Raw genomic sequence first — 19928 nt, 5'->3', positions numbered from 1 at the left:
ATTTGCCCGGATTGTCGAGTTGTTGTCCACCCCTTGGACAATCGTACGAGGGCGGCGCCGCCGGACGGCCGGGCCGGGGGCCGCGGGCCGGGACACGGGCGCTACCCCTCGCTCAGCCGCTCGGCGAACTCGGCCGCCGCGGCGCCCGGGTCGTCCGCCTGGGTGATCGCCCGCACCACCACGACCCGGCGGGCGCCCGCCGCGAGCACCTCGTCGAGGTTGCCGAGGTCGATGCCGCCGATGGCGAACCAGGGGCGGTCCGTGCCGAGGGACGCGGTGTGCCGCACCAGGTCCAGGCCCGGCGCGTGGCGGCCGGGCTTGGTGGGGGTGGGCCAGCACGGACCGGTGCAGAAGTAGTCCACGCCCTCCTGGACGGCGGCGGCCTCGGCCTCCGCCGCCGCATGCGTGGAGCGGCCGACGAGCACGCCCTCGCCGAGGATGGCGCGGGCGGCGGGGACGGGCAGGTCGCCCTGTCCGAGGTGGAGCACGGCGGCGCCGGCCGCGTGCGCGACGTCGGCGCGGTCGTTGACCGCGAGCAGCTTGCCGTGCCGGGCGCAGGCGTCGGCGAACACCTTCAGGTGCTCCAGCTCCTCGGCTGCCTCCATGCCCTTGTCCCGCAGCTGGACGATGTCGACGCCGCCCGCGAGCACGGCGTCGAGGAACTCCGGGAGGTCGCCCTGCCGGGTACGGGCGTCCGTGCACAGGTACAGCCGTGCCTCGGACAGGGACGGGCGGGCGGTGTCGGGCATACGAGGTCCCCCCAGGGTGGCGGCGTACGGGGGCCGGGTGCGCTCCCGTACGCCGGGTGTCGGTGCGAGATCCGCGGGTCAGACGGCGAGCGCCTGGGCGCGGCGCTTCACCTCCGTGCCGCGGTTCTCACTCAGGGCCTGGGCCGGCGTGCCGGGCAGGCTCGAATCCGGGGTGAAGAGCCACTCCAGCATCTCCTCGTCCGTGAAGCCGTCGTCCCGCAGCAGGGTCAGGGTTCCGACCAGGCCCTTCACCACCTTGTCCCCGTCGATGAAGGCGGCCGGGACGTGCAGCGCGCGGTTCTCACCCCGGCGCACGGCGATGAGCTGGCCGTCCTTGATCAGCTGCCGGACGCGGATCACGTCCACGTCGAGCATCTCCGCGATGTCCGGCACGGTGAGCCAGGCGGGGACGAGGGCATCGGTCTTTGCGTCAATCTCGGTCACGGGAACAAGCCTGCCATCTGCCACCGACAGTCGGAAGCCGGGCCGGTCCGACCGGGCCCGCCCGGGCTCAGGCCGTCGCGCCCTTCAGCGGCCGCGCCGGGTCCGCGAGGAGCCGCGGGTTCAGGGGCGTGCCCGCCTCGATCAGCCGTTTGCCCTGGGCGAGGTCGCGGGGCCGCCCCACGGCCAGCAGCGCGACCAGGCGGTCCTCGCGCAGCCAGCAGACCGTCCACGCGGGCCCGCCGGGGTCGCCGCGCCACACGACGGCGTCGGCGTGCGCGTGGTGGCCGGCGTACTGGACGAAGCGGCCGAACTGCTCGGACCAGAAGTACGGGACGGGGTCGTAGACGGCCGCGGGTTCGTCGGTGGCCTCGCCGACGATGTTCGCAGCGACCGTGCGCGGACCCTGGAGCGCGTTGTCCCAGTGGTGGACGAGCAGCCGCTCGCCGTACCTGCCGGAGGGGAAGGAGGCGCAGTCGCCGACCGCGTACACGTCCGGCAGGCGGGTGCGCAGGCCGGCGTCGGCCACGATCTCGCGGTGCGCGCCGAGTTCGACGCCCGAGCCGGCCAGCCAGGCGGTGGCGGGGCGGGCGCCGATGCCGACGACGACGGCCTCGGCGGGCAGTCGCGAGCCGTCGTCGAGGACCACCGCGCCCGGCTCGACGCGCTCCACGCGCGCGCGAGTGCGCAGCGCGACGCCGCTGTCGGCGTACCAGGCGGCCATCGGCGCGGCGGCCTCGGCGGGCAGGGCCCCGGCCAGCGGCCGGTCGGCGGCCTCGACGACGGTGACCTCGCAGCCCGCCTCGCGCGCGGCCGTGGCGAACTCCGCGCCGATCCAGCCCGCGCCGACGACCACGACGTCGTGCCGGCCGGCGAGCACGGGCCGCAGACGTCCGGCGTCGTCCAGGGTGCGCAGCAGGTGCACGCCGGGCACGCCCTGCGCGCCGGGCAGCGGGATCGGCTCGGCGCCGGTGGCGAGGACGAGGACGTCGTACGCGACGGGTCCGCGCGCGGTGTCCAGCTCGTGGTCGCCCGCGCGCAGGCCGAGGACCTCGCGGCCGAGTTCCAGCTCGATGCCGAGGCCGTCGAAGTCGACGTCCAGGGCGGATCCCTCGGCCTTGCCGAGCAGCACGGCCTTGGACAGCGGCGGCCGGTCGTAGGGCTGATGGGGTTCGGCGCCCAGCAGCGTCACCCGGCCGCCGAAGCCCTGTTCACGCAGGGCCACCGCGGTCTGCACGCCGGCCATGCCCGCGCCCACGATCACCACGCGGCGCCTGTCCGGCCCGCCTTCTTCCCGCCTCTGCTCACTCACCCGATCACCTTAGACACCTGACGATCAGTCAGTCAGCGGCCGTGCTCCGTGACCTGCTCCACACCGTCGCCGCCGGGGCCGTCCGCACCGCCGGGGATCTCCTCCACGACGCTCGTCCCGCTGCCCGGCTGCGACTCCCACTCCCAGCGCTCGTCGAGACGCACCCGGCCGTCGGGCAGCTCGGCCACCGTGGACACGCAGTGCCCGGAGGACGTCGTCCCGTCGCGCTTGAGCTGGACGTACCGGAAGTCGAGCCGGTCCCCCTCCCGGGTACCCAGCAGATGGCCGCGTACGACGTCGCCGCCCGCGTAGTCGGCCCACACCGCCCCGTCCCGCTCGTGGTACGCGAAGCGGGTGCGGACGCCGACCTGGCCGGGCGCCTGGTCGGCCACCGGGGCGAGGACGAGGCCGTCCAGTGACTTGGCCATGCGCGGAGGCTCCCTTACTGCGGTGTGCGGCGGCGGGCTAGGGTGGCCACCGTAGAGCACTCGCGGGAGCCCGGACGCACCGGGCTGAGAGGGAGGCTGGCGGCCTCCGACCGTACGAACCTGATCCGGGTCATGCCGGCGAAGGGAGGGGCTGGACGCCCATGTCGTCTCCGCGTACGTCAGACGTCCTCGTGATCGGGGGCGGGATCATCGGGCTGGTCACGGCCTGGCGGGCCGCACAGCGCGGGCTCGCCACGGCGGTGGTCGACCCGGAGCCGGGCGGCGGGGCCGCCCAGGTGGCCGCCGGGATGCTGGCCGCCGTCACCGAACTGCACCACGGCGAGCAGACGCTGCTCGGCCTCAACCTGGCGTCGGCACGGCGCTATCCGGGCTTCGCCGCCGAACTCACGGAGCTGACCGGACAGGACCTCGGTTACCGGCGGTGCGGCACGCTGGCCGTCGCGCTGGACGCCGACGACCGGGCGCACCTGCGCGAACTGCACGCGTTGCAGCGGCAGTCGGGGCTGGATTCGGAGTGGCTGTCCGGGCGGGAGTGCCGGCGCCTGGAGCCGATGCTCGCGCCGGGGGTGCGCGGCGGGCTGCGGGTGGACGGCGACCACCAGGTCGACCCGCGGCGGCTCGCGCGGGCCCTGGTGAGCGCGTGCGAACGGGCGGGCGTGGTCTTCCACCGGGTCTGGGCCGAGCGGCTGACCGTGGCGGGCGAGCGGGCCGCGGGGGCCGTCGTGCGGGACGGCACGGCGCTCTCGGCGGGGCAGACGGTGCTCGCCGGGGGCAGTCTGAGCGGGCGGCTCGCGGGGGTCCCGCGGGACGTGCTGCCGCCCGTGCGGCCCGTGAAGGGGCAGGTGCTGCGGCTGACCGTGCCGCAGCGATGCGCGCCGTTCCTCAGCCGGACCGTGCGGGCCGTGGTGCGCGGCAGCCAGGTCTATCTGGTGCCGCGCGACAACGGCGAGCTGGTGGTGGGGGCGACCAGCGAGGAGCTGGGCTGGGACACGACGGTGACGGCCGGAGGCGTGTACGAACTGCTGCGCGACGCCCACGAGCTGATCCCGGGGATCACCGAACTGCCGCTCACCGAGACGCGCGCGGGTCTGCGCCCCGCGTCCCCGGACAACGCGCCGCTGCTCGGGCCGACCGGGCTCGCGGGGCTGTCGCTGGCGACCGGGCACTACCGCAACGGCGTGCTGCTGACGCCGGTGACCGGTGACGCGATGGCGCAGGTCCTGGCCACCGGGGAACTCCCGGACGAGGCCCGTCCCTTCACTCCCCGGCGCTTCGGCGTCGCCGCACTCACGGAGCAGCCCGCATGAGCACCCCGCCCACCCCGACCGCACCGGCCACCCCGACCGCGCCCGCCACCCCGACCGCGCCCGCCGCCCGGCTCACCGTCTCGGTCAACGGCGAGCGGCGGCAGTTCGCGGCCGGCACCGTCCTCGACAGCGTCGTGCGCTCCCTGACGCCGGCCCCCTCCGGGGTGGCCGCCGCGCTCAACGAGACCGTCGTCCCGCGCGCGCAGTGGCCGTCCACGGCGCTCCACGAAGGCGACCGCGTGGAGGTCCTCACCGCGGTCCAGGGGGGCTGAGCCATGGCCGACGACTCCTTCGTCCTCGGAGGGCTCACGTTCTCCTCGCGGCTGATCATGGGCACCGGCGGCGCGCCCAGCCTGGACGTGCTGGAACGCGCGCTGGTGGCGTCCGGCACCGAGCTGACCACGGTCGCGATGCGCCGGGTGGACCCCACGGTGCACGGCTCGGTGCTGTCGGTGCTGGAGCGGCTGGGCATCCGGGTGCTGCCGAACACGGCGGGATGCTTCACGGCCGGCGAGGCCGTGCTGACCGCGCGGCTGGCCAGGGAGGCGCTCGGCACGGATCTGGTCAAGCTGGAGGTCATCGCCGACGAGCGGACGCTGCTGCCGGACCCGGTCGAGCTGCTGGACGCGGCCGAGACGCTGGTGGACGACGGCTTCACCGTGCTGCCCTACACCAACGACGATCCGGTGCTGGCACGCAGGCTGGAGGACGTCGGCTGCGCCGCGGTCATGCCGCTGGGCTCCCCGATCGGCTCCGGCCTGGGCATCCGCAACCCGCACAACTTCCAGCTGATCGTCGAGCACGCGCGGGTGCCGGTGATCCTGGACGCGGGCGCCGGCACGGCGTCCGACGTGGCGCTGGCGATGGAGCTGGGGTGCGCGGGGGTGATGCTGGCGTCGGCGGTGACCCGCGCGCGGGATCCGGAACGGATGGCGTGCGCCATGCGGGCCGGCGTCGAGGCGGGGCGACTGGCCCGGCTGGCGGGCCGTATCCCGCGCCGCTGGTTCGCGCAGGCCTCGTCCCCGGCCGAGGGCATGGCCGCGCTGGATCCGGAGCGTCCCGCCTTCTGACCCGCGGTGACGGCGTCGAGCGGGTGACGGCGGTGACGTCCGGACACCGCGACACGCGTCACAGGTCGGCTGCAGTCGGGCCGCGATCCCGGCGGGACCGGCGAGGTGTCGGCGGCGGCTCGTACACTCACCTGCGTGGACACGACCCTTCAGGACCCTCTGGTCGGGCAGGTGCTCGACGGCCGCTATCGCGTCGAGGCGCGGATCGCGGTCGGCGGGATGGCCACGGTCTACCGGGCCGTGGACACCCGCCTCGACCGCGTGCTCGCGCTCAAGGTGATGCACCCGGCGCTCGCCGCCGACGGCGCGTTCGTCGAGCGGTTCATCCGGGAGGCTAAGTCCGTCGCCCGGCTCGCCCATCCCAACGTCGTGCAGGTCTTCGACCAGGGCGCGGACGGGTCGTACGTCTACCTCGCCATGGAGTACATCGCCGGCTGCACGCTGCGTGACGTGCTGCGCGAGCGCGGTGCGCTGCAACCGAGGGCCGCGCTCGACATCCTGGAGCCCGTGCTCGCGGCGCTGGGCGGCGCGCACCGGGCCGGGTTCGTGCACCGGGACATGAAGCCCGAGAACGTGCTGATAGGGGACGACGGGCGGGTCAAGGTCGCCGACTTCGGGCTCGTGAGGTCCGTGGACACCGTCACCAGCACCACCGGCGCGGTGCTCGGCACCGTCGCCTACCTCGCCCCCGAGCAGATCGAGCAGCCCGGCGCGGCCGACCCCCGGGTCGACGTCTACGCGTGCGGGGTCGTGCTGTACGAGATGCTCACCGGCGAGAAGCCGCACGACGGGGACTCCCCGGCGATCGTGCTCTACAAGCATCTGCACGAGGACGTCCCGCCGCCGTCGGCCGTGGTCCCGGGCCTGCCGCCCGCCCTGGACGACCTGGTCGCCGCCGCCACCGCCCGCACCACCGACGTCCGGCCGCCGGACGCGGTCGCGCTGCTCGCGAAGGCGCGGGAGGCGCGCGGCGCGCTCAGCGAGGAGGAGCTGGACGCCCTGCCTCCGCAGGCGGTCTCCGCCGCGCACGACAACGCCGAGGACCGCACCAGCGTGATCCCGCGTTCGCTCACGGTGCCCCGGCCGCTGCCGGTGGACGGAGACGACGAGGCCGAGGTGCACCGCACCTCACGCTTCCACAGCCCGCCGCCCCTGCCGCCGAGGCGCCGTTTCGGGCGGCCCCGGCGCGGGGTGCTCGCGCTCGTCACCGCCGTGCTGCTGGTGCTGGGCGTGGGCGCGGGCGTCTGGTACATCAACTCGGGCCAGTTCACGAAGGTCCCGGCGGTGCTGACGCAGAAGGAGACCGAGGCCAGGCAGCGGCTGGAGGCGGCCGGGCTGAAGGTGGGCAAGGTCGAGCACCGGCACAGCGACACCGTCGCGCGCGGCACGGTCCTGGGCACCGACCCCGGGCCGGGCGCCCGCATCCGCAAGCACGACGCGGTGACGCTGACCGTGTCCGACGGCCCCGAGATGGTCAAGGTGCCGGATGTACAGGGCGCGCGGCTGAAGAAGGCCGAGGCGTCGCTCAGGGAGGGCGGCCTGGAACCGGGCCTGGTCACCCAGGAGTTCAGCGACGACGTCGACCAGGGCGCGGTGATCCGCACCGACCCCGAGGCGGGCGTGCAGCGCCGCGCGGGCACCGCGGTGTCGATCGTCGTGAGCAAGGGCAGCCCGGTCGACGTCCCCGACGTCACCGGCGAGGACCTCAACGACGCCCGGGCCGAGCTTCAGGAGGCCGGTCTGAAGGTGAAGATCGCCCCGCAGCAGGTCAACTCCGAGTTCGACAAGGGGAAGGTCGCGGCGCAGACGCCCAAGGAGGGCGGACGGCTCGCCGTCGGCGCCACGGTGACGCTCACGCTGTCGAAGGGGCCGGAGATGATCGAGGTCCCGGACGTCGTGGGCTCGAGCGTCGACGACGCCAAGTCGCTCCTGGAGCAGTCCGGGTTCGAGGCCAAGGAGGACCGGGGACTGCTCGGCCTGTTCGGCGACACGGTGAAGAAGCAGTCGGTGAAGGCGGGCGACAAGGCCCCCAAGGGGTCGACGATCACCATCACCATCCGGTGACCGGCGGGGGCGGCGGGCATGACACCCTGAACGGGTGAGTCCCGCAGCCCCCTCCCGCCTTCCGGCCCCCGCCTCTCCCTCCCCCGCGTCCCCGCTTTCCGCCTCCTCGCTCCCCGCCCCCCGCTCTTCCTCGTCGCCGTTCCCGTCCCGCAACCCCGTCGGCAGCCATGTCCCCGTGGCCGGCGGTCTGCACGACGTGGGCATGTCGTACGCGCGCGATCTGCGGGCCGAGGCGGTCCAGGTGTTCGTCGCCAACCCGCGCGGCTGGGCCACGCCCCCCGGGAACCCGCGTCAGGACGAGGCCTTCCGGGAGCGGTGCGCGGCGGAGGCGATCCCGGCCTACGTGCACGCGCCCTACCTCATCAACTTCGGCTCGCACACCGAGGCGACCGTGGAGCGGTCGGTGGAGTCGATGCGGCACTCGCTGCGCCGCGGCCGGGCGATCGGCGCCCTGGGCGTGGTCGTGCACACCGGCAGCGCGACCGGCGGGCGCGACCGGTCGGTGGCGCTGAAGCAGGTGCGCGAGCACCTGCTGCCGCTGCTGGACGAGCTGACCCATGACGACGACCCGTTCCTGCTGCTGGAGTCCACCGCCGGGCAGGGCTCCTCGCTCTGCTCCCGGACCTGGGACTTCGGGCCGTACTTCGAGGCACTGGACGCCCACCCCAAACTGGGCGTCTGCCTCGACACCTGCCACGTCTTCGCAGCCGGGCACGACCTGACGGGCCCCGTCGGCATGCACCAGACGCTCGACCTGCTTCTCGACACGGTGGGCGAGGGCCGGCTGAGGCTGATCCACGCCAACGACTCCAAGGACGTGGCCGGCGCCCACAAGGACCGGCACGAGAGCATCGGCTCGGGTCACATAGGCGAGGACCCGTTCCGGGCGCTGATGACGCACCCGGCGACCGCGGGCGTTCCGCTGGTCATCGAGACGCCCGGCGGCAAGGAGGGCCATGCGGCGGACGTGGAGCGGCTGAAGAAGCTCCGGGACGGCTGAGCCGCCGTCCTCCTCACAGCTCGGGGCCGTCCCCCGGCTCCTCCTGGTAGGAGTAGCGCTGTTCCCGCCAGGGGTCGCCGACGTTGTGGTAGCCGCGCTCCTCCCAGAAGCCGCGCCGGTCCGCCGTCATGTACTCGACGCCCCGGACCCATTTGGGGCCCTTCCAGGCGTAGAGGTGCGGGACGACGAGCCGGAGGGGGAAGCCGTGTTCCGCCGTGAGCAGCTCGCCGTCCTTGTGGGTGGCGAAGATCGTGCGCTCGGCGGCGAAGTCGGCCAGGCGCAGGTTCGAGCTGAAGCCGTACTCGGCCCACACCATCACATGGGTGACGTCGGGGGCGGGCGGCGCGATGTCGAGGACCGTGCGGGCCGGGATCCCGCCCCATTCGGCGCCGAGCATGCTGAACTTCGTCACGCAGTGCAGGTCGGCGACGACGGAGGCGTACGGGAGGGCGGCGAACTCCTCGTGGTTCCAGGAGTGCTTCTCACCGTCGGCCGTGGCGCCGAAGACCCGGAAGTCCCAGCGTTCGGGCCGGAACTTGGGAACGGGGCCGTAGTGGGTGACGGGCCAGCCGCGCTGGAGTCGCTGCCCCGGCGGGAGCTCGGACACCGCTTCTTCTCCAGACTCGCGCTCCACCGGATGACCCATGACTCCATCCTGACAGACCCGGGACGGTGCGCAGGACCAGCCATGACCGGGCCCTTCCCGAATCGGGCAACTGCCGCCAAGCACGGACCAACCTACTAAGTACGCACTTACTGGACGATCTTCGGCGCCGGTGAAATCATGCGGCCGCAACCTCCCCGCAGTCCCGACGTGGAAGGAGCCTCTGCGATGCAGGGCGACCCCGAGGTCATCGAGTTCCTCAACGAGCAGCTCACCGGCGAGCTCACCGCCATCAACCAGTACTTCCTCCACGCCAAGATGCAGGAGAACTTCGGCTGGACGAAGCTCGCGAAGTACACGCGCCACGAGTCGTTCGACGAGATGAAGCACGCGGAGGTGCTCACCGACCGGATCCTGTTCCTGGACGGCCTGCCGAACTACCAGCGGTTGTTCCACGTGCGGGTCGGACAGACGGTGAAGGAGATGTTCGAGGCCGACCGGCAGGTCGAGGTCGAGGCGATCGACCGCCTCCGGCGCGGCATCCGGGTGATGCGCGAGAAGGGCGACATCACCTCCGCGAACATCTTCGAGTCGATCCTCGCGGACGAGGAGCACCACATCGACTACCTCGACACCCAGCTGGAGCTGGTGGAGAAGCTCGGTGAGGCCCTGTACCTCGCGCAGCTGATCGAACAGCCGGAGAGCTGACCCGGCGGGATCGGATCCCCGGTCAGGCCGCGGCCGCGCCCTCGAACCCGGCGACGGCCGAGGTGTCGCGCTCGGCGACGGCCGGTGCGACGCGGTCGGCGAGGTCGCCGCGCGAGCAGGCGCCCCGGCCGAGCATGGCCTGGATCCGGCGGACGCAGGAGCCGCAGTCGGTGCCGGCCTTGCAGGCGGAGGCGATCTGGCGGGGGGTGCACGCCCCGTCGTCCACGTGTCGCTTGACCTGCGCCTCGGTCACGCCGAAGCAGCTGCACACGTACACGCGGTTCACCTCCTGCCGAGATCGATAAGGCTAACCTAACCTTACCCGGCGTTCCGTGAGCGCAAAAGGGCGGTGGGGCGCGGATCGGGGTTGATCCGCGCCCCACCGCCCTCGCGGCCTCTTCCTACTGGTCGCGGTACATCTCCGCCACCAGGAACGCCAGGTCCAGGGACTGGCTGCGGTTCAGCCGCGGGTCGCAGGCCGTCTCGTAGCGCTGGTGCAGGTCGTCGACGAAGATCTCGTCGCCGCCGCCCACGCACTCGGTGACGTCGTCGCCGGTCAGCTCGACGTGGATGCCGCCCGGGTGCGTGCCGAGGCCCTTGTGGACCTCGAAGAAGCCCTTGACCTCGTCGAGCACGTCGTCGAAGCGGCGGGTCTTGTGACCCGAGGCCGCCTCGTAGGTGTTGCCGTGCATCGGGTCGGTGATCCAGACCACGGTCGCGCCCGAGGCGGTGACCTTCTCGACCAGCTCGGGCAGCTTGTCGCGGACCTTGTCGGCGCCCATGCGGACGATGAAGGTCAGCCGGCCGGGCTCACGGTCGGGGTCGAGGCGCTCGATGTACTGCAACGCCTCCTCGGCCGTCGTCGTCGGGCCGAGCTTGACGCCGATCGGGTTGCGGATCTTCGAGGCGAACTCGATGTGCGCGTGGTCCAGCTGCCGGGTGCGCTCGCCGACCCACACCATGTGCGCCGACACGTCGTACAGCAGCCCGGTGCGGGAGTCGACGCGGGTGAGCGCGGACTCGTAGTCGAGCAGCAGCGCCTCGTGCGAGGCGTAGAACTCGACGGTCTTGAACTCCTCCGGGTCGGCCCCGCAGGCGTGCATGAAGTTCAGGGCCTGGTCGATCTCACGGGCGAGCTGCTCGTAGCGCTGACCGGACGGCGACGACTTCACGAAGTCCTGGTTCCAGGCGTGCACCTGCCGCAGGTCGGCGTAGCCGCCGGTGGTGAACGCGCGCACCAGGTTGAGCGTCGACGCGGACGCGTTGTACATCCGCTTGAGCCGCTCGGGGTCCGGGACGCGCGACTTCTCGTCGAAGTCGAAGCCGTTGACCGAGTCGCCCCGGTACGTCGGCAGGGTCACGCCGTCGCGCGTCTCCGTGCTCTTGGAGCGCGGCTTGGAGTACTGGCCCGCGATGCGGCCGACCTTGACGACCGGCACCGAGGCCGCGTACGTCAGCACCGCGCCCATCTGGAGCAGGGTCTTGAGCTTGTTGCGGATGTGGTCGGCCGACACCGCGTCGAAGGCCTCGGCGCAGTCGCCGCCCTGGAGGAGGAACGCCTCTCCCTTGGCGACGGCCGCCAACCGGGCGCGCAGCTGGTCGCACTCGCCCGCGAAGACGAGCGGCGGATACGACTCGAGGTCCGCGATCACTGCGCGCAGAGCCTCGGTGTCGGGGTACTCGGGCTGCTGCGCCGCGGGCAGGTCTCGCCAGGTGTTGCCAGCGCTGGCGCTGGTCTTAGCGTTCACGGTCACGCCCTCCACATTACGGGGTCGTGTCGAGTCGTTTTCGCACGGCTCGACAGGTGAGACACCCGGCCGCTCACCTGTGGACCCGGGGCGCATGGGGTAAGGTGCGGCGCATGTTCGCGCTTTCGACCCAGAACTGGTGGTGGACCGCTCCTCCGGCGGCCCGCTGACTGCGCGTACCCACGACATCGCGAAGGCCGCCCCGAGGGGCGGCCTTCGGCGTTTTCGGGCCCGGCCGCCCCTCTCCTGACAGCTCCTGCCAGCCACCAGCGAGAGGACACGCCCCATGCATCTGCTCGACCTGCTCACCGACCCCCGCCCGTTCGCCCTGCTGCGCCGCCGTACGCCGGGCCGCGACGAGAACGTCGTGGAACTGCTCCTCGGCCCGGTCGCCGTCCACGAGAAGCTGGCCGACCTGCCCGACGAGGGGCTGGCGCTCGTCCCGTTCCGGCAGATCCGCGAACGCGGCTTCGAGGTGCGCGACGACGGCACCCCGCTGAGCGTGCTGGTCCCGGAGGAACGGCACGAGATCCCGCTGCCGACGGCCCTCGACCAGCTGCCCGCGCACCGGGTGGGCGTCGAGGACGGCGGCTTCGACGTGGACGACGAGGAGTACGCGCAGATCGTCGCGCGGGTGCTGCGGGACGAGATCGGCCGGGGCGAGGGCGCCAATTTCGTGATCCGGCGCACGTACCGGGGCGAGATCCCGGGATTCTCCCGGGCCGACGCCCTGGCCCTGTTCCGGCGGCTCCTGGCGGGCGAGCGCGGCGCGTACTGGACCTTCGTGGTGCACACCGGGGACCGGACGCTGGTGGGGGCGAGCCCCGAGGTGCATGTGCGGATGTCAGGCGGCACGGTCGTCATGAACCCGATCAGCGGGACGTACCGGTATCCCGCCGGGGGGCCGACGCCGGAACTGCTGCTGGACTTCCTCGCCGACGGCAAGGAGATCGAGGAGCTGTCGATGGTCGTCGACGAGGAGCTCAAGATGATGTGCACCGTCGGCGACATGGGCGGGGTGGTGGTCGGGCCGCGGCTGAAGGAGATGGCGCACCTCGCGCACACCGAGTACGAGCTGCGCGGGAAGTCCTCGCTGGACGCGCGGGAGGTGCTCAGGGAGACCCTGTTCGCGGCGACCGTGACCGGCTCGCCGGTGCAGAACGCCTGCCGGGTCATCGAGCGGCACGAGGCCGGCGGGCGCGGGTACTACGCGGGCGCCCTGGCCCTGCTGGGCCGGGACGCCGGCGGGGCGCAGACCCTCGACTCCCCCATCCTCATCCGCACCGCCGACATCGACGCGGCCGGCGGGCTGCGGGTGCCGGTCGGGGCCACGCTGGTGCGCGGGTCGGACCCGGCGGGCGAGGTCGCCGAGACGCACGCCAAGGCCGCGGGGGTGCTGGCGGCGCTGGGGGTGCGTCCCCGGCGGCCGGGCGGGGAGGACGCGCGGCCGCGGCTCGCCGACGACCCCCGGGTGCGGGCCGCGCTCGACGGGCGGCGGGCCTCGCTCGCGCCGTTCTGGCTGCGGATGCAGGAGCGCACCGGCGAGCTGACCGGCCACGCGCTCGTCGTCGACGCCGAGGACACCTTCACGGCGATGCTCGGACACGTGCTGCGCTCCGCCGGACTCGACGTGAGCGTGCTGCGCCACGACGACGCCGGCCTGCCGGAGGCGGTGCGCGCGCACGCGGGGCCGGTGGTGCTGGGCCCCGGCCCCGGCGACCCGTGCGACCCGCGGGACCCGAAGATGCGTCTCCTGCGGGGGCTGACCGCCCGGCTGCTGCGCGAGCACCGCCACGGGGTGCTCGGCGTCTGCCTCGGGCACGAGCTGATCGCGGCCGAGCTGGAGCTGGACATCGTCCGCAAGGAGGTGCCTCACCAGGGTGCGCAGACGGTGATCGACCTGTTCGGACGGCCCGAGACCGTCGGCTTCTACAACAGCTTCGCGGCGCGTTGCGACGACGCGGAGGCGCGGGGGCTCGCGGCGCGCGCGGTGGAGGTGAGCCGGGCGCCGAACGGGGAGGTGCACGCCCTGCGAGGGCCCGGGTTCGCCGGGGTGCAGTTCCATCCGGAGTCGGTGCTGACGCTGAACGGCGCGGCCCTGGTGCGGGAGGCGGTCGCCCGCCTCCTGGCGACCCGGCTGGACGCGTAGCGGCTCAGCCGAAGAACACCCCCGCCTCCGCGTACAGCGCGGGGTCGACGGTCTTGAGCCGGGCCGTCGCCTCCGCGATCGGCACGCGGACGATGTCCGTGCCGCGCAGGGCGACCATCTTGCCGAAGTCGCCCTCGTGGACGGCGTCGACGGCGTGCAGGCCGAAGCGGGTGGCGAGCCACCGGTCGAACGCGCTCGGGGTGCCCCCGCGCTGGACGTGACCGAGGACCGTCGTGCGGGCCTCGTTGCCGGTGCGTCGCTCGATCTCCTTGGCGAGCCACTCGCCGACGCCCGACAGCCGCACGTGCCCGAAGGAGTCCAGCGAGCCGTCCTTCAGCACCGCGTCGCCGTCCCGGGGCATCGCGCCCTCGGCGACCACGACGATCGGGGCGTAGGAGGACCGGAAGCGGGAGGCCACCCAGGCGCACACCTGCTCGACGTCGAAGCGCTGCTCGGGGATGAGGATGACGTTGGCGCCGCCTGCCAGGCCGGAGTGCAGGGCGATCCAGCCCGCGTGACGGCCCATCACCTCGACGACGAGGACCCGCATGTGGGACTCGGCGGTGGTGTGCAGCCTGTCGATGGCCTCGGTGGCGATGCCGACGGCGGTGTCGAAGCCGAAGGTGTAGTCGGTGGCGGACAGGTCGTTGTCGATGGTCTTCGGGACGCCGACGCAGGGCACCCCGAACTCGTCGGACAGCCGGGCGGCGACGCCCAGGGTGTCCTCGCCGCCGATCGTGACGAGCGAGTCCACCCTCTGCCGCGCGAGGGTGTCCTTGATGCGGCGGACGCCGTCCTCCTCCTTGAGGGGATTGGTCCGCGAGGACCCGAGGACGGTGCCGCCTCGCGGGAGGATGCCGCGCACGGCGGGGATGCCGAGCGGGACCGACCTTCCTTCCAGGGGACCGCGCCAGCCGTCCCGGAAGCCGATGAACTCATGGCCGTACTCCTGGACGCCCTTGCGGACGACCGCCCTGATGACGGCGTTGAGGCCGGGGCAGTCCCCGCCTCCGGTCAGTACTCCGACGCGCATGGACGAGTCCCTTCGCCGTTACTGCCTGACGAGGGGTCAGTGTGGCCCGTCCCTCACTCGTCGTCGAGACCCCGTTCAATGGCGTAACGCACCAGTTCGACCCTGTTGTGCAGCTGGAGCTTGCCGAGGGTGTTCTGGACGTGGTTCTGCACGGTGCGGTGGGAGATGACGAGGCGTTCGGCGATCTGCTTGTAGCTCAGGCCCTTGGCGACCAGGCGCAGCACCTCGGTCTCCCGGTCCGTCAGCCGGGGGGCGTCCGGCTCGTCGCCGCCGGCGGCCGGTCCCGGGTCGGAGGCGAGCCGCCGGTACTCGCCCAGGACCAGTCCGGCGAGGCCGGGCGTGAACACCGGATCGCCGGCGGCCGTCCTGCGCACCGCGTCCAGCAGTTCCTCCGTGGACGCCGACTTCAGCAGGTAGCCGGTCGCGCCGGACTTCACCGCCTCCAGGACGTCGGCGTGCTCGCCGCTCGCCGACAGCACGAGCACCCGCAGCGCGGGGTCGGCGGCGACGACCTCCTTGCACACCTGGACGCCCGGCTTCACGGGCAGGTTCAGGTCCAGCACGAGCACGTCGGGCGTGGTGGCCCGGGCGCGGCGCACGGCCTGCTCGCCGTCGCCGGCGGTGGCGACCACGTCCAGGCCCGACTCCGCCAGATCCCGGGCGACCGCGTCGCGCCACATCGGGTGATCGTCGACCACCATCACCCTGATCGGATCCTGACTCCCGCTCATCGCGATCCCGCCTTCCCCCGCTGCACGTCGTTCTCCTTCGGCACCGTCAGTTCGACCTCCGTGCCCTGCCCCGGCGTCGAGATCAGCTCGGCGCCGCCGCCGAGGTCGCGCAGCCGGCCGCGGATCGACTGGGCCACGCCGAGCCGGCCCTCGCCCTCGGCCTGTGCGAGCCGCCCCTCCGGGATGCCCGGCCCGTCGTCGCGCACGGTGACGATCACGGCGTCGGGCTCGTCCTCCACCAGGATCCAGGCGCGGGCGTCGTCGCCGGCGTGTCTGCGCACATTGTCCAGGGCCGCCCCGACCGCCGCCGCCAGCTCCCGCGCGGCGCGCCCCGGCAGCACCACCGGAGCGCCGGGCTCGGCGAGGTTCACCCGGGCCGCGGCGAAGGGCGCGAGCAGGGCGCGCAGATCGAGCGGGCCGTCCGTGTCGGCCTCCTTTGGCGCGGGATCGTCGACGGCGTAGACGACGGCGCCGTCCGCCGCGTCCCGCGAGACCCGGGAGACGGGCACGAGGCCGCCGGAGACCAGCGTGCGCAGCGCGACCTCCTGCTCCCCGGCCATCCGGCCCAGCTCGGCCGCCTCACCGCCGATGACCGCGCCGCGCCGCTGCACCATGGCCAGCACCTGGAGCACGCTGTCGTGGATGTCCCGGGCGAGGCGCTCGCGCTCCCGGGTCGCCGCCTCGATCTCCAGGGCGCGGGCGAGGGTGCGCTCGGAGGCACGGGCCACCTCGACGACGTAGCCGATGGCGATGGAGGCGACCCACACGAGGACGACGTTGTGCACGGTGTCACGGGCCGGGGTGCCGCGTTCGACGAGGTTGGTCACCGCGACGGCCGTGGACGCGAAGGCCGCCCAGCGCCAGCCGCCCTTGATGGCGAAGGCCAGGACCGAGCCGGCGGTCCATATCGACGGCAGCGTCGGCCCGCCCGACTGGATGCGCTCGTGGCTGTCCGCGACGGTGGTGAGCATGATGCCGGTCAGGGCGACGGCCAGGTCGGCCGCGAGGAAGCGCCTGGTGCAGCTCGCCGCGTTCGCGACCCTGGGCAGCGTCGCCAGCGTCCACACGAACAGGACGCAGTAGTAGACGACGGCGACCCAGGGGCGCGCGAACCCGTCGTAGGCGGTGGCGAAGAAGCCCACCGCGTAGAGCATGGTGAGCACCCGGTAGCCGGCGAGCGCACGCCACAGCGGCAACTCGACCGACATCCTCAGCACTGCCTCGCGCCTGGCCATTCGCCCGCCCCCCGGACCGCCGACTACCGTTCTTCGTCCCCCGGCCGCACCACGTCCTACGGCCGCTCTTCGTCCTTGTGCTGCTCCGCGCCCTCGTTCCGCTCCGCGTCCTCGTTCCGCGCCGCGTCCTCGTCGTTCTGCTCCGCGTCCTTCTTGGCCTGTTCCTTCTCGGCCTGCGCGAGAGCCGCCTTGGCTGCCTTCTCCGCTTCCTTCTCGGCCTTCGCCGCCTCCGCGATCTGCCGCTTGGCGGCGGTCGCGTACATGTCGACGTACTCCTGGCCGGAGAGCTTCATGATCTCGTACATGACCTCGTCGGTCACGGCGCGCAGCACGAAGCGGTCGTGGTCCATGCCCTGGTAGCGGCTGAAGTCCAGCGGCCGGCCGATGCGGATGCCCGGCCGCATGATCTTCGGGAGGACCTTCCCGGGCGGCTGGATCTTCTCCGTGTCGATCATCGCGACCGGGATCACCGGCGCGCCGGTGGCGAGCGCCACGCGCGCGAGGCCGCCGGGCTTGCCCCGGTAGAGCCGCCCGTCCGGCGAACGCGTGCCCTCCGGGTAGATGCCGAACAGCTCACCGCGCTCCAGCACGTCCATGCCGCTGCGGATCGCGGCCTCGCCGGCGCCGCGCCCGCCGGAGCGGTCCACCGGGAGCTGCCCGACGCCCTTGAAGAAGGCCGCCGTCAGCCGGCCCTTCACCCCGGGCGTCGTGAAGTACTCCGCCTTCGCGATGAAGGTGACCTTGCGGTCCAGGACCGCGGGCAGGAAGAACGAGTCCGAGAAGGACAGGTGGTTGCTCGCCAGGATCGCGGGGCCCTCGTCGGGGATGTTCTCGAGGCCTTCCACCCAGGGCCTGAAGGCGACCTTCAACGGTCCCCCGATAGCGACCTTCATCGCGCCGTACAACAAGCGACTGCCTCCTGTTTGTGTCGCACAGACCTTAACCCGCCGGTGGCGGCAAAGGCTCCGGCGACCCTGGTCGGTGTCCGTGGGGTCGCGTACGGTGAAACACACGTCCCTCCCATGCAGAACAGACGAAGACAGGAGACCGATGGTGCCGGTCCTTCCTGGAGCCGAGCCGTACCGCCACGAGGGCGGGGAGGTCGCAGTGCTCCTCTGCCACGGCTTCACCGGTTCCCCGCAGTCGCTGCGCCCCTGGGCGAAGCATCTGGCCGGGCAGGGCCTGACCGTCTCGCTGCCGCTGCTGCCCGGGCACGGCACGCGCTGGGAGGACATGGCCCTCACCGGCTGGCAGGACTGGTACGCCGAGGTGGACCGCGAGCTGCGCGCGCTGCGCCGCCGCTGCGCGCGGGTGTTCGTGGCCGGTCTGTCCATGGGCGGCGCGCTGGCCCTGCGGCTGGCCGCCCGGCACGGGGAGGCGGTGGACGGGGTCGTCGTCGTCAACCCGGCGAACAAGGTCCACGGTCTGGCCGCCCGCGCCCTCCCGGTGGCCCGCCACGTCGTGCGCACGACGAAGGGGATCACCAGCGACATCGCCAAGGGGGGCGTCCTGGAGAGCGGCTACGACCGGGTGCCGCTGCACTCGGCGCACTCCCTGCGGACCTTCCTGCGGCTGGTGGACGGCGAGTTGCCGCAGGTCACCCAGCCGTTGCTGCTTCTGCACAGCGTCCACGACCACGTGGTGCCGCCCGCCGACTCGGCCCGGGTGCTCAGCCGGGTGTCGTCGACGGACGTGACCGAGATCCTGCTGGAACAGAGCTACCACGTGGCAACGTTGGACCACGATGCGGACCGGATCTTCGAGGAGAGCTACGCGTTCATCGCCCGGATCGCGCCCAGTGTCGGCAAGGAAGGGACGGCCGTAGGTGGCTGAGCACGACTCCGACCGCGAGGACCGGGAGAACCGGGACGAGCGGGACGGCCTGGACGCCCGGCGGGGCCACGAGCCGGAGGAGCAGAGCGTGCCCTTCGACGAGGCCGCGGCGTGGGCGGCGATCGTCGCCGGGTACGGCGAGGAGCCGCCGGACCCGCCGGGCGCCAAGCCGTTCAAGTCGGTCGAGGACCTGGCGCTCCTGGAGGTCGAGGCGAACGACGAGGAGCCGGGGACGAAAGCGGGCGAAGAGTCCGTCGAGGAGCCCGGCGAGGAGAAGAAACCGGCCAAGCCGCTGGGCAGCTCGGTCGCCTTCGCGCCCGGCGTCGGCCCGCGCGACCACACGCTCGCCGAGCCCATCGAAGGATCCTCCGGCAGGGGCGACGAGGACGACGACGAGGGTCACTTCGTCCCGCCGGAGCCGCCGCCGCTGCCCGCCGCCGACACCACGGCCAAGTTCGCCTGGCTCGGGGTGATCGGCGGACCGGTGCTGCTCCTGCTCTCGGTGCTGCTCGGCTGGGAGATGACATGGTGGCTGACGACCGTCTGCGTCGGCGGCTTCCTCGGCGGTTTCGCCACCCTGGTGGTACGGATGCGGCCGGACGACGAGGACGAGGGCGACCCCGGGCGCGGAGCGGTCGTCTAGGATCCGGCGCCCGCGCCGGCCTGCCGCGACGACCCGGCGGCGGGGACCCGGAGGGCGGCCAGGACCGGCAGGTGGTCGGTGGCCGCGCGCAGGTCGGCGTCGGCGACCCCGGGCAGCCCGTGCGGCACCCCGCACCCCAGGACCCGCACGCCCTTCGTGACGAAGATCGCGTCGATGCGGCGGTCCGGCCCGCCGGCGGGGAACGTGTGCTCGCTCCCCCAGGGCGCGGCCGTGCGGCAGTCCTGGAGGGTCGCGGCCAGTCGTAGGAAGGTGCGTCCGTCGGGCCGTTCGTTGATGTCGCCGCCCGCGATCGCGTGCTCCACCCCCAGCCCGGTCAGCCGGTCGAGGAGCATGCCGCCCTGCTCGTGGCGTTCGGCCGCCGTCAGCCCGAGATGACAGCTGACGACGCCCACCCGCGCGCCCCCGAAGCGGACCACCGCGGTGGCCAGTCCGCGCCGGAACTGACCCGGCGTGAGCGGCAGCAGCACGTCCTCGGTGCGCTCGACGGTGGCGCGCAGCGAGCACAGGACGGCCGGCCCCGCGGCCGTGCCGCCGCCGGTGAGGACGACCTGGCCGGTGGCCGCGGCGAGCCGGGCCAGCTTCTTGCGCCAGCGGAAGAAGATCGGCGACTCCTGGAGGAGGACCAGGTCGGGCGCGCAGGCGGTGATGACCCTGGCGAGCGCGTCGGTGTCGTCCCGCAGGGAGCGGACGTTGTAGCTGAGGACCCGGATGACGGCCGAACCGTCGGGCTCGGTGCGGGAGTTGGGAAGCGGCGAGGTCGTCGGCATAGCGATCAAGATACGCCGCCGCGTCCCGAACGTCCGGAAAAGCGAACGGGGGCTGCGAGCAGCC

22 protein-coding genes and 1 riboswitch are annotated in these 19928 nt (G+C 73.2%); of the genes, 10 read left to right on the top strand and 12 right to left on the bottom strand.

The genetic code is table 11. From position 1 onward, the window contains the following. Window positions 1-101: 101 nt before the first annotated feature. The 4 genes from thiE to ACGFSH_RS04485 all read right to left on the bottom strand — a co-directional run bounded on the left by thiE (window position 102) and on the right by ACGFSH_RS04485 (window position 2930). Complete coding sequence (thiE, locus tag ACGFSH_RS04500; protein ID WP_393344874.1) at window positions 102-749, bottom strand: thiamine phosphate synthase; 648 nt, start codon at window positions 747-749, stop codon at window positions 102-104. 78 nt (window positions 750-827) lie between these two features. Continuing rightward, window positions 828-1193 carry an Rv2175c family DNA-binding protein gene (locus tag ACGFSH_RS04495; protein WP_393344872.1) on the bottom strand — a complete coding sequence of 122 codons (366 nt, stop codon included), beginning with the start codon at window positions 1191-1193 and terminating at the stop codon, window positions 828-830. A gap of 67 nt (window positions 1194-1260) precedes the next feature. After that, window positions 1261-2502: an NAD(P)/FAD-dependent oxidoreductase gene (locus ACGFSH_RS04490; protein WP_393344871.1), complete on the bottom strand. Its 1242-nt coding sequence runs from the start codon at window positions 2500-2502 to the stop codon at window positions 1261-1263. A 32-nt stretch (window positions 2503-2534) separates the two neighbouring features. Further along, complete coding sequence (locus tag ACGFSH_RS04485) at window positions 2535-2930, bottom strand: hypothetical protein (RefSeq protein ID WP_393344870.1); 396 nt, start codon at window positions 2928-2930, stop codon at window positions 2535-2537. Between the two features lie 52 nt (window positions 2931-2982). Further along, window positions 2983-3094: riboswitch (TPP riboswitch) on the top strand. On the opposite strand from ACGFSH_RS04485, the gene thiO reads away from it, so the two are divergent. The 5 genes from thiO (at window position 3092) to ACGFSH_RS04460 (ending at window position 8392) form a co-directional block, all read left to right on the top strand. Beyond that, window positions 3092-4258: a glycine oxidase ThiO gene (gene thiO, locus ACGFSH_RS04480; RefSeq protein ID WP_393344868.1), complete on the top strand. Its 1167-nt coding sequence runs from the start codon at window positions 3092-3094 to the stop codon at window positions 4256-4258. It overlaps the preceding riboswitch by 3 nt. Beyond that, on the top strand, window positions 4255-4530 hold the full coding sequence (thiS, locus tag ACGFSH_RS04475; protein WP_393344866.1) for a sulfur carrier protein ThiS: 276 nt from the start codon (window positions 4255-4257) through the stop codon (window positions 4528-4530). The genes thiO and thiS overlap by 4 nt, the downstream gene beginning before the upstream one ends. Window positions 4531-4533: 3 nt before the next feature. Next, window positions 4534-5328, top strand: a complete 795-nt coding sequence (locus ACGFSH_RS04470; protein ID WP_393344864.1) for a thiazole synthase — start codon at window positions 4534-4536, stop codon at window positions 5326-5328. 135 nt (window positions 5329-5463) lie between these two features. Beyond that, entirely contained in the window at window positions 5464-7392 is a 1929-nt protein-coding gene (pknB, locus tag ACGFSH_RS04465; protein ID WP_393344862.1) for a Stk1 family PASTA domain-containing Ser/Thr kinase, read from the top strand. A 34-nt stretch (window positions 7393-7426) separates the two neighbouring features. Continuing rightward, entirely contained in the window at window positions 7427-8392 is a 966-nt protein-coding gene (locus ACGFSH_RS04460; RefSeq protein WP_393344860.1) for a deoxyribonuclease IV, read from the top strand. A 13-nt stretch (window positions 8393-8405) separates the two neighbouring features. On the opposite strand, the gene ACGFSH_RS04455 is transcribed toward ACGFSH_RS04460, so the two are convergent. Continuing rightward, window positions 8406-9038, bottom strand: a complete 633-nt coding sequence (locus tag ACGFSH_RS04455; RefSeq protein WP_393344858.1) for a sulfite oxidase-like oxidoreductase — start codon at window positions 9036-9038, stop codon at window positions 8406-8408. A 186-nt stretch (window positions 9039-9224) separates the two neighbouring features. On the opposite strand from ACGFSH_RS04455, the gene bfr reads away from it, so the two are divergent. Further along, on the top strand, window positions 9225-9704 hold the full coding sequence (gene bfr, locus ACGFSH_RS04450) for a bacterioferritin (RefSeq protein ID WP_329409007.1): 480 nt from the start codon (window positions 9225-9227) through the stop codon (window positions 9702-9704). Window positions 9705-9726: 22 nt separating this feature from the next. Here the strand turns inward: bfr and ACGFSH_RS04445 are convergent, their stop codons facing one another. After that, window positions 9727-9990 (bottom strand): bacterioferritin-associated ferredoxin, encoded by a 264-nt coding sequence (locus tag ACGFSH_RS04445; RefSeq protein WP_393344856.1) that lies wholly within the window; start codon window positions 9988-9990, stop codon window positions 9727-9729. A gap of 115 nt (window positions 9991-10105) precedes the next feature. Continuing rightward, window positions 10106-11458: a class II 3-deoxy-7-phosphoheptulonate synthase gene (locus ACGFSH_RS04440; protein WP_329409011.1), complete on the bottom strand. Its 1353-nt coding sequence runs from the start codon at window positions 11456-11458 to the stop codon at window positions 10106-10108. Window positions 11459-11565: 107 nt separating this feature from the next. Here ACGFSH_RS04440 and ACGFSH_RS04435 point away from each other — a divergent pair, with 107 nt between their 5' ends. Beyond that, window positions 11566-11622: a trp operon leader peptide gene (locus ACGFSH_RS04435; RefSeq protein ID WP_393345483.1), complete on the top strand. Its 57-nt coding sequence runs from the start codon at window positions 11566-11568 to the stop codon at window positions 11620-11622. 116 nt (window positions 11623-11738) lie between these two features. Further along, on the top strand, window positions 11739-13601 hold the full coding sequence (locus tag ACGFSH_RS04430; RefSeq protein ID WP_393344854.1) for an anthranilate synthase family protein: 1863 nt from the start codon (window positions 11739-11741) through the stop codon (window positions 13599-13601). Between the two features lie 4 nt (window positions 13602-13605). Here the strand turns inward: ACGFSH_RS04430 and ACGFSH_RS04425 are convergent, their stop codons facing one another. From ACGFSH_RS04425 to ACGFSH_RS04410, 4 genes are read right to left on the bottom strand one after another with little or no spacing between them, the layout of a single operon-like run. Beyond that, window positions 13606-14634: a 6-phosphofructokinase gene (locus ACGFSH_RS04425; RefSeq protein WP_393344852.1), complete on the bottom strand. Its 1029-nt coding sequence runs from the start codon at window positions 14632-14634 to the stop codon at window positions 13606-13608. 53 nt (window positions 14635-14687) lie between these two features. Then, the gene (locus tag ACGFSH_RS04420) at window positions 14688-15365 is read right to left on the bottom strand and encodes a response regulator (RefSeq protein WP_393344850.1); all 678 of its coding nucleotides are present in this window, start codon (window positions 15363-15365) and stop codon (window positions 14688-14690) included. After that, window positions 15362-16600, bottom strand: a complete 1239-nt coding sequence (gene macS / locus ACGFSH_RS04415; RefSeq protein WP_393344848.1) for a MacS family sensor histidine kinase — start codon at window positions 16598-16600, stop codon at window positions 15362-15364. The genes ACGFSH_RS04420 and macS overlap by 4 nt, the downstream gene beginning before the upstream one ends. Window positions 16601-16656: 56 nt before the next feature. Next, a complete protein-coding gene (locus ACGFSH_RS04410) occupies window positions 16657-17493 on the bottom strand; it encodes a lysophospholipid acyltransferase family protein (RefSeq protein WP_393344846.1) in 837 nt (278 codons plus the stop codon). Between the two features lie 160 nt (window positions 17494-17653). Between ACGFSH_RS04410 and ACGFSH_RS04405 the strand changes: the two genes are divergently transcribed. Both ACGFSH_RS04405 and ACGFSH_RS04400 read left to right on the top strand, forming a co-directional pair. Continuing rightward, a complete protein-coding gene (locus ACGFSH_RS04405) occupies window positions 17654-18433 on the top strand; it encodes an alpha/beta hydrolase (RefSeq protein WP_393344844.1) in 780 nt (259 codons plus the stop codon). Beyond that, on the top strand, window positions 18426-19076 hold the full coding sequence (locus tag ACGFSH_RS04400; RefSeq protein ID WP_393344842.1) for a hypothetical protein: 651 nt from the start codon (window positions 18426-18428) through the stop codon (window positions 19074-19076). The genes ACGFSH_RS04405 and ACGFSH_RS04400 overlap by 8 nt, the downstream gene beginning before the upstream one ends. Here the strand turns inward: ACGFSH_RS04400 and ACGFSH_RS04395 are convergent. After that, complete coding sequence (locus ACGFSH_RS04395) at window positions 19073-19864, bottom strand: endonuclease/exonuclease/phosphatase family protein (protein WP_393344840.1); 792 nt, start codon at window positions 19862-19864, stop codon at window positions 19073-19075. The genes ACGFSH_RS04400 and ACGFSH_RS04395 overlap by 4 nt on opposite strands. Window positions 19865-19928: the final 64 nt, after the last annotated feature.

The organism is Streptomyces sp. NPDC048481, from assembly GCF_043200075.1.
Classification (GTDB): Bacteria; Actinomycetota; Actinomycetes; order Streptomycetales; family Streptomycetaceae; genus Streptomyces.
This window is presented reverse-complemented; position numbering and strand designations above follow the sequence as displayed.

Bases quoted from the DNA above. Each gene is read 5' to 3' on its own strand.
- thiE (WP_393344874.1), bottom strand. From the start codon at position 749: ATGCCCGACACCGCCCGCCCGTCCCTGTCCGAGGCACGGCTGTACCTG.
- ACGFSH_RS04485 (WP_393344870.1), bottom strand. From the start codon at position 2,930: ATGGCCAAGTCACTGGACGGCCTCGTCCTCGCCCCGGTGGCCGACCAG.
- thiO (WP_393344868.1), top strand. From the start codon at position 3,092: ATGTCGTCTCCGCGTACGTCAGACGTCCTCGTGATCGGGGGCGGGATC.
- thiS (WP_393344866.1), top strand. From the start codon at position 4,255: ATGAGCACCCCGCCCACCCCGACCGCACCGGCCACCCCGACCGCGCCC.
- ACGFSH_RS04470 (WP_393344864.1), top strand. From the start codon at position 4,534: ATGGCCGACGACTCCTTCGTCCTCGGAGGGCTCACGTTCTCCTCGCGG.
- ACGFSH_RS04455 (WP_393344858.1), bottom strand. From the start codon at position 9,038: ATGGGTCATCCGGTGGAGCGCGAGTCTGGAGAAGAAGCGGTGTCCGAG.
- bfr (WP_329409007.1), top strand. From the start codon at position 9,225: ATGCAGGGCGACCCCGAGGTCATCGAGTTCCTCAACGAGCAGCTCACC.
- ACGFSH_RS04430 (WP_393344854.1), top strand. From the start codon at position 11,739: ATGCATCTGCTCGACCTGCTCACCGACCCCCGCCCGTTCGCCCTGCTG.
- ACGFSH_RS04425 (WP_393344852.1), bottom strand. From the start codon at position 14,634: ATGCGCGTCGGAGTACTGACCGGAGGCGGGGACTGCCCCGGCCTCAAC.
- ACGFSH_RS04420 (WP_393344850.1), bottom strand. From the start codon at position 15,365: ATGAGCGGGAGTCAGGATCCGATCAGGGTGATGGTGGTCGACGATCAC.
- macS (WP_393344848.1), bottom strand. From the start codon at position 16,600: ATGGCCAGGCGCGAGGCAGTGCTGAGGATGTCGGTCGAGTTGCCGCTG.
- ACGFSH_RS04410 (WP_393344846.1), bottom strand. From the start codon at position 17,493: ATGAAGGTCGCTATCGGGGGACCGTTGAAGGTCGCCTTCAGGCCCTGG.
- ACGFSH_RS04395 (WP_393344840.1), bottom strand. From the start codon at position 19,864: ATGCCGACGACCTCGCCGCTTCCCAACTCCCGCACCGAGCCCGACGGT.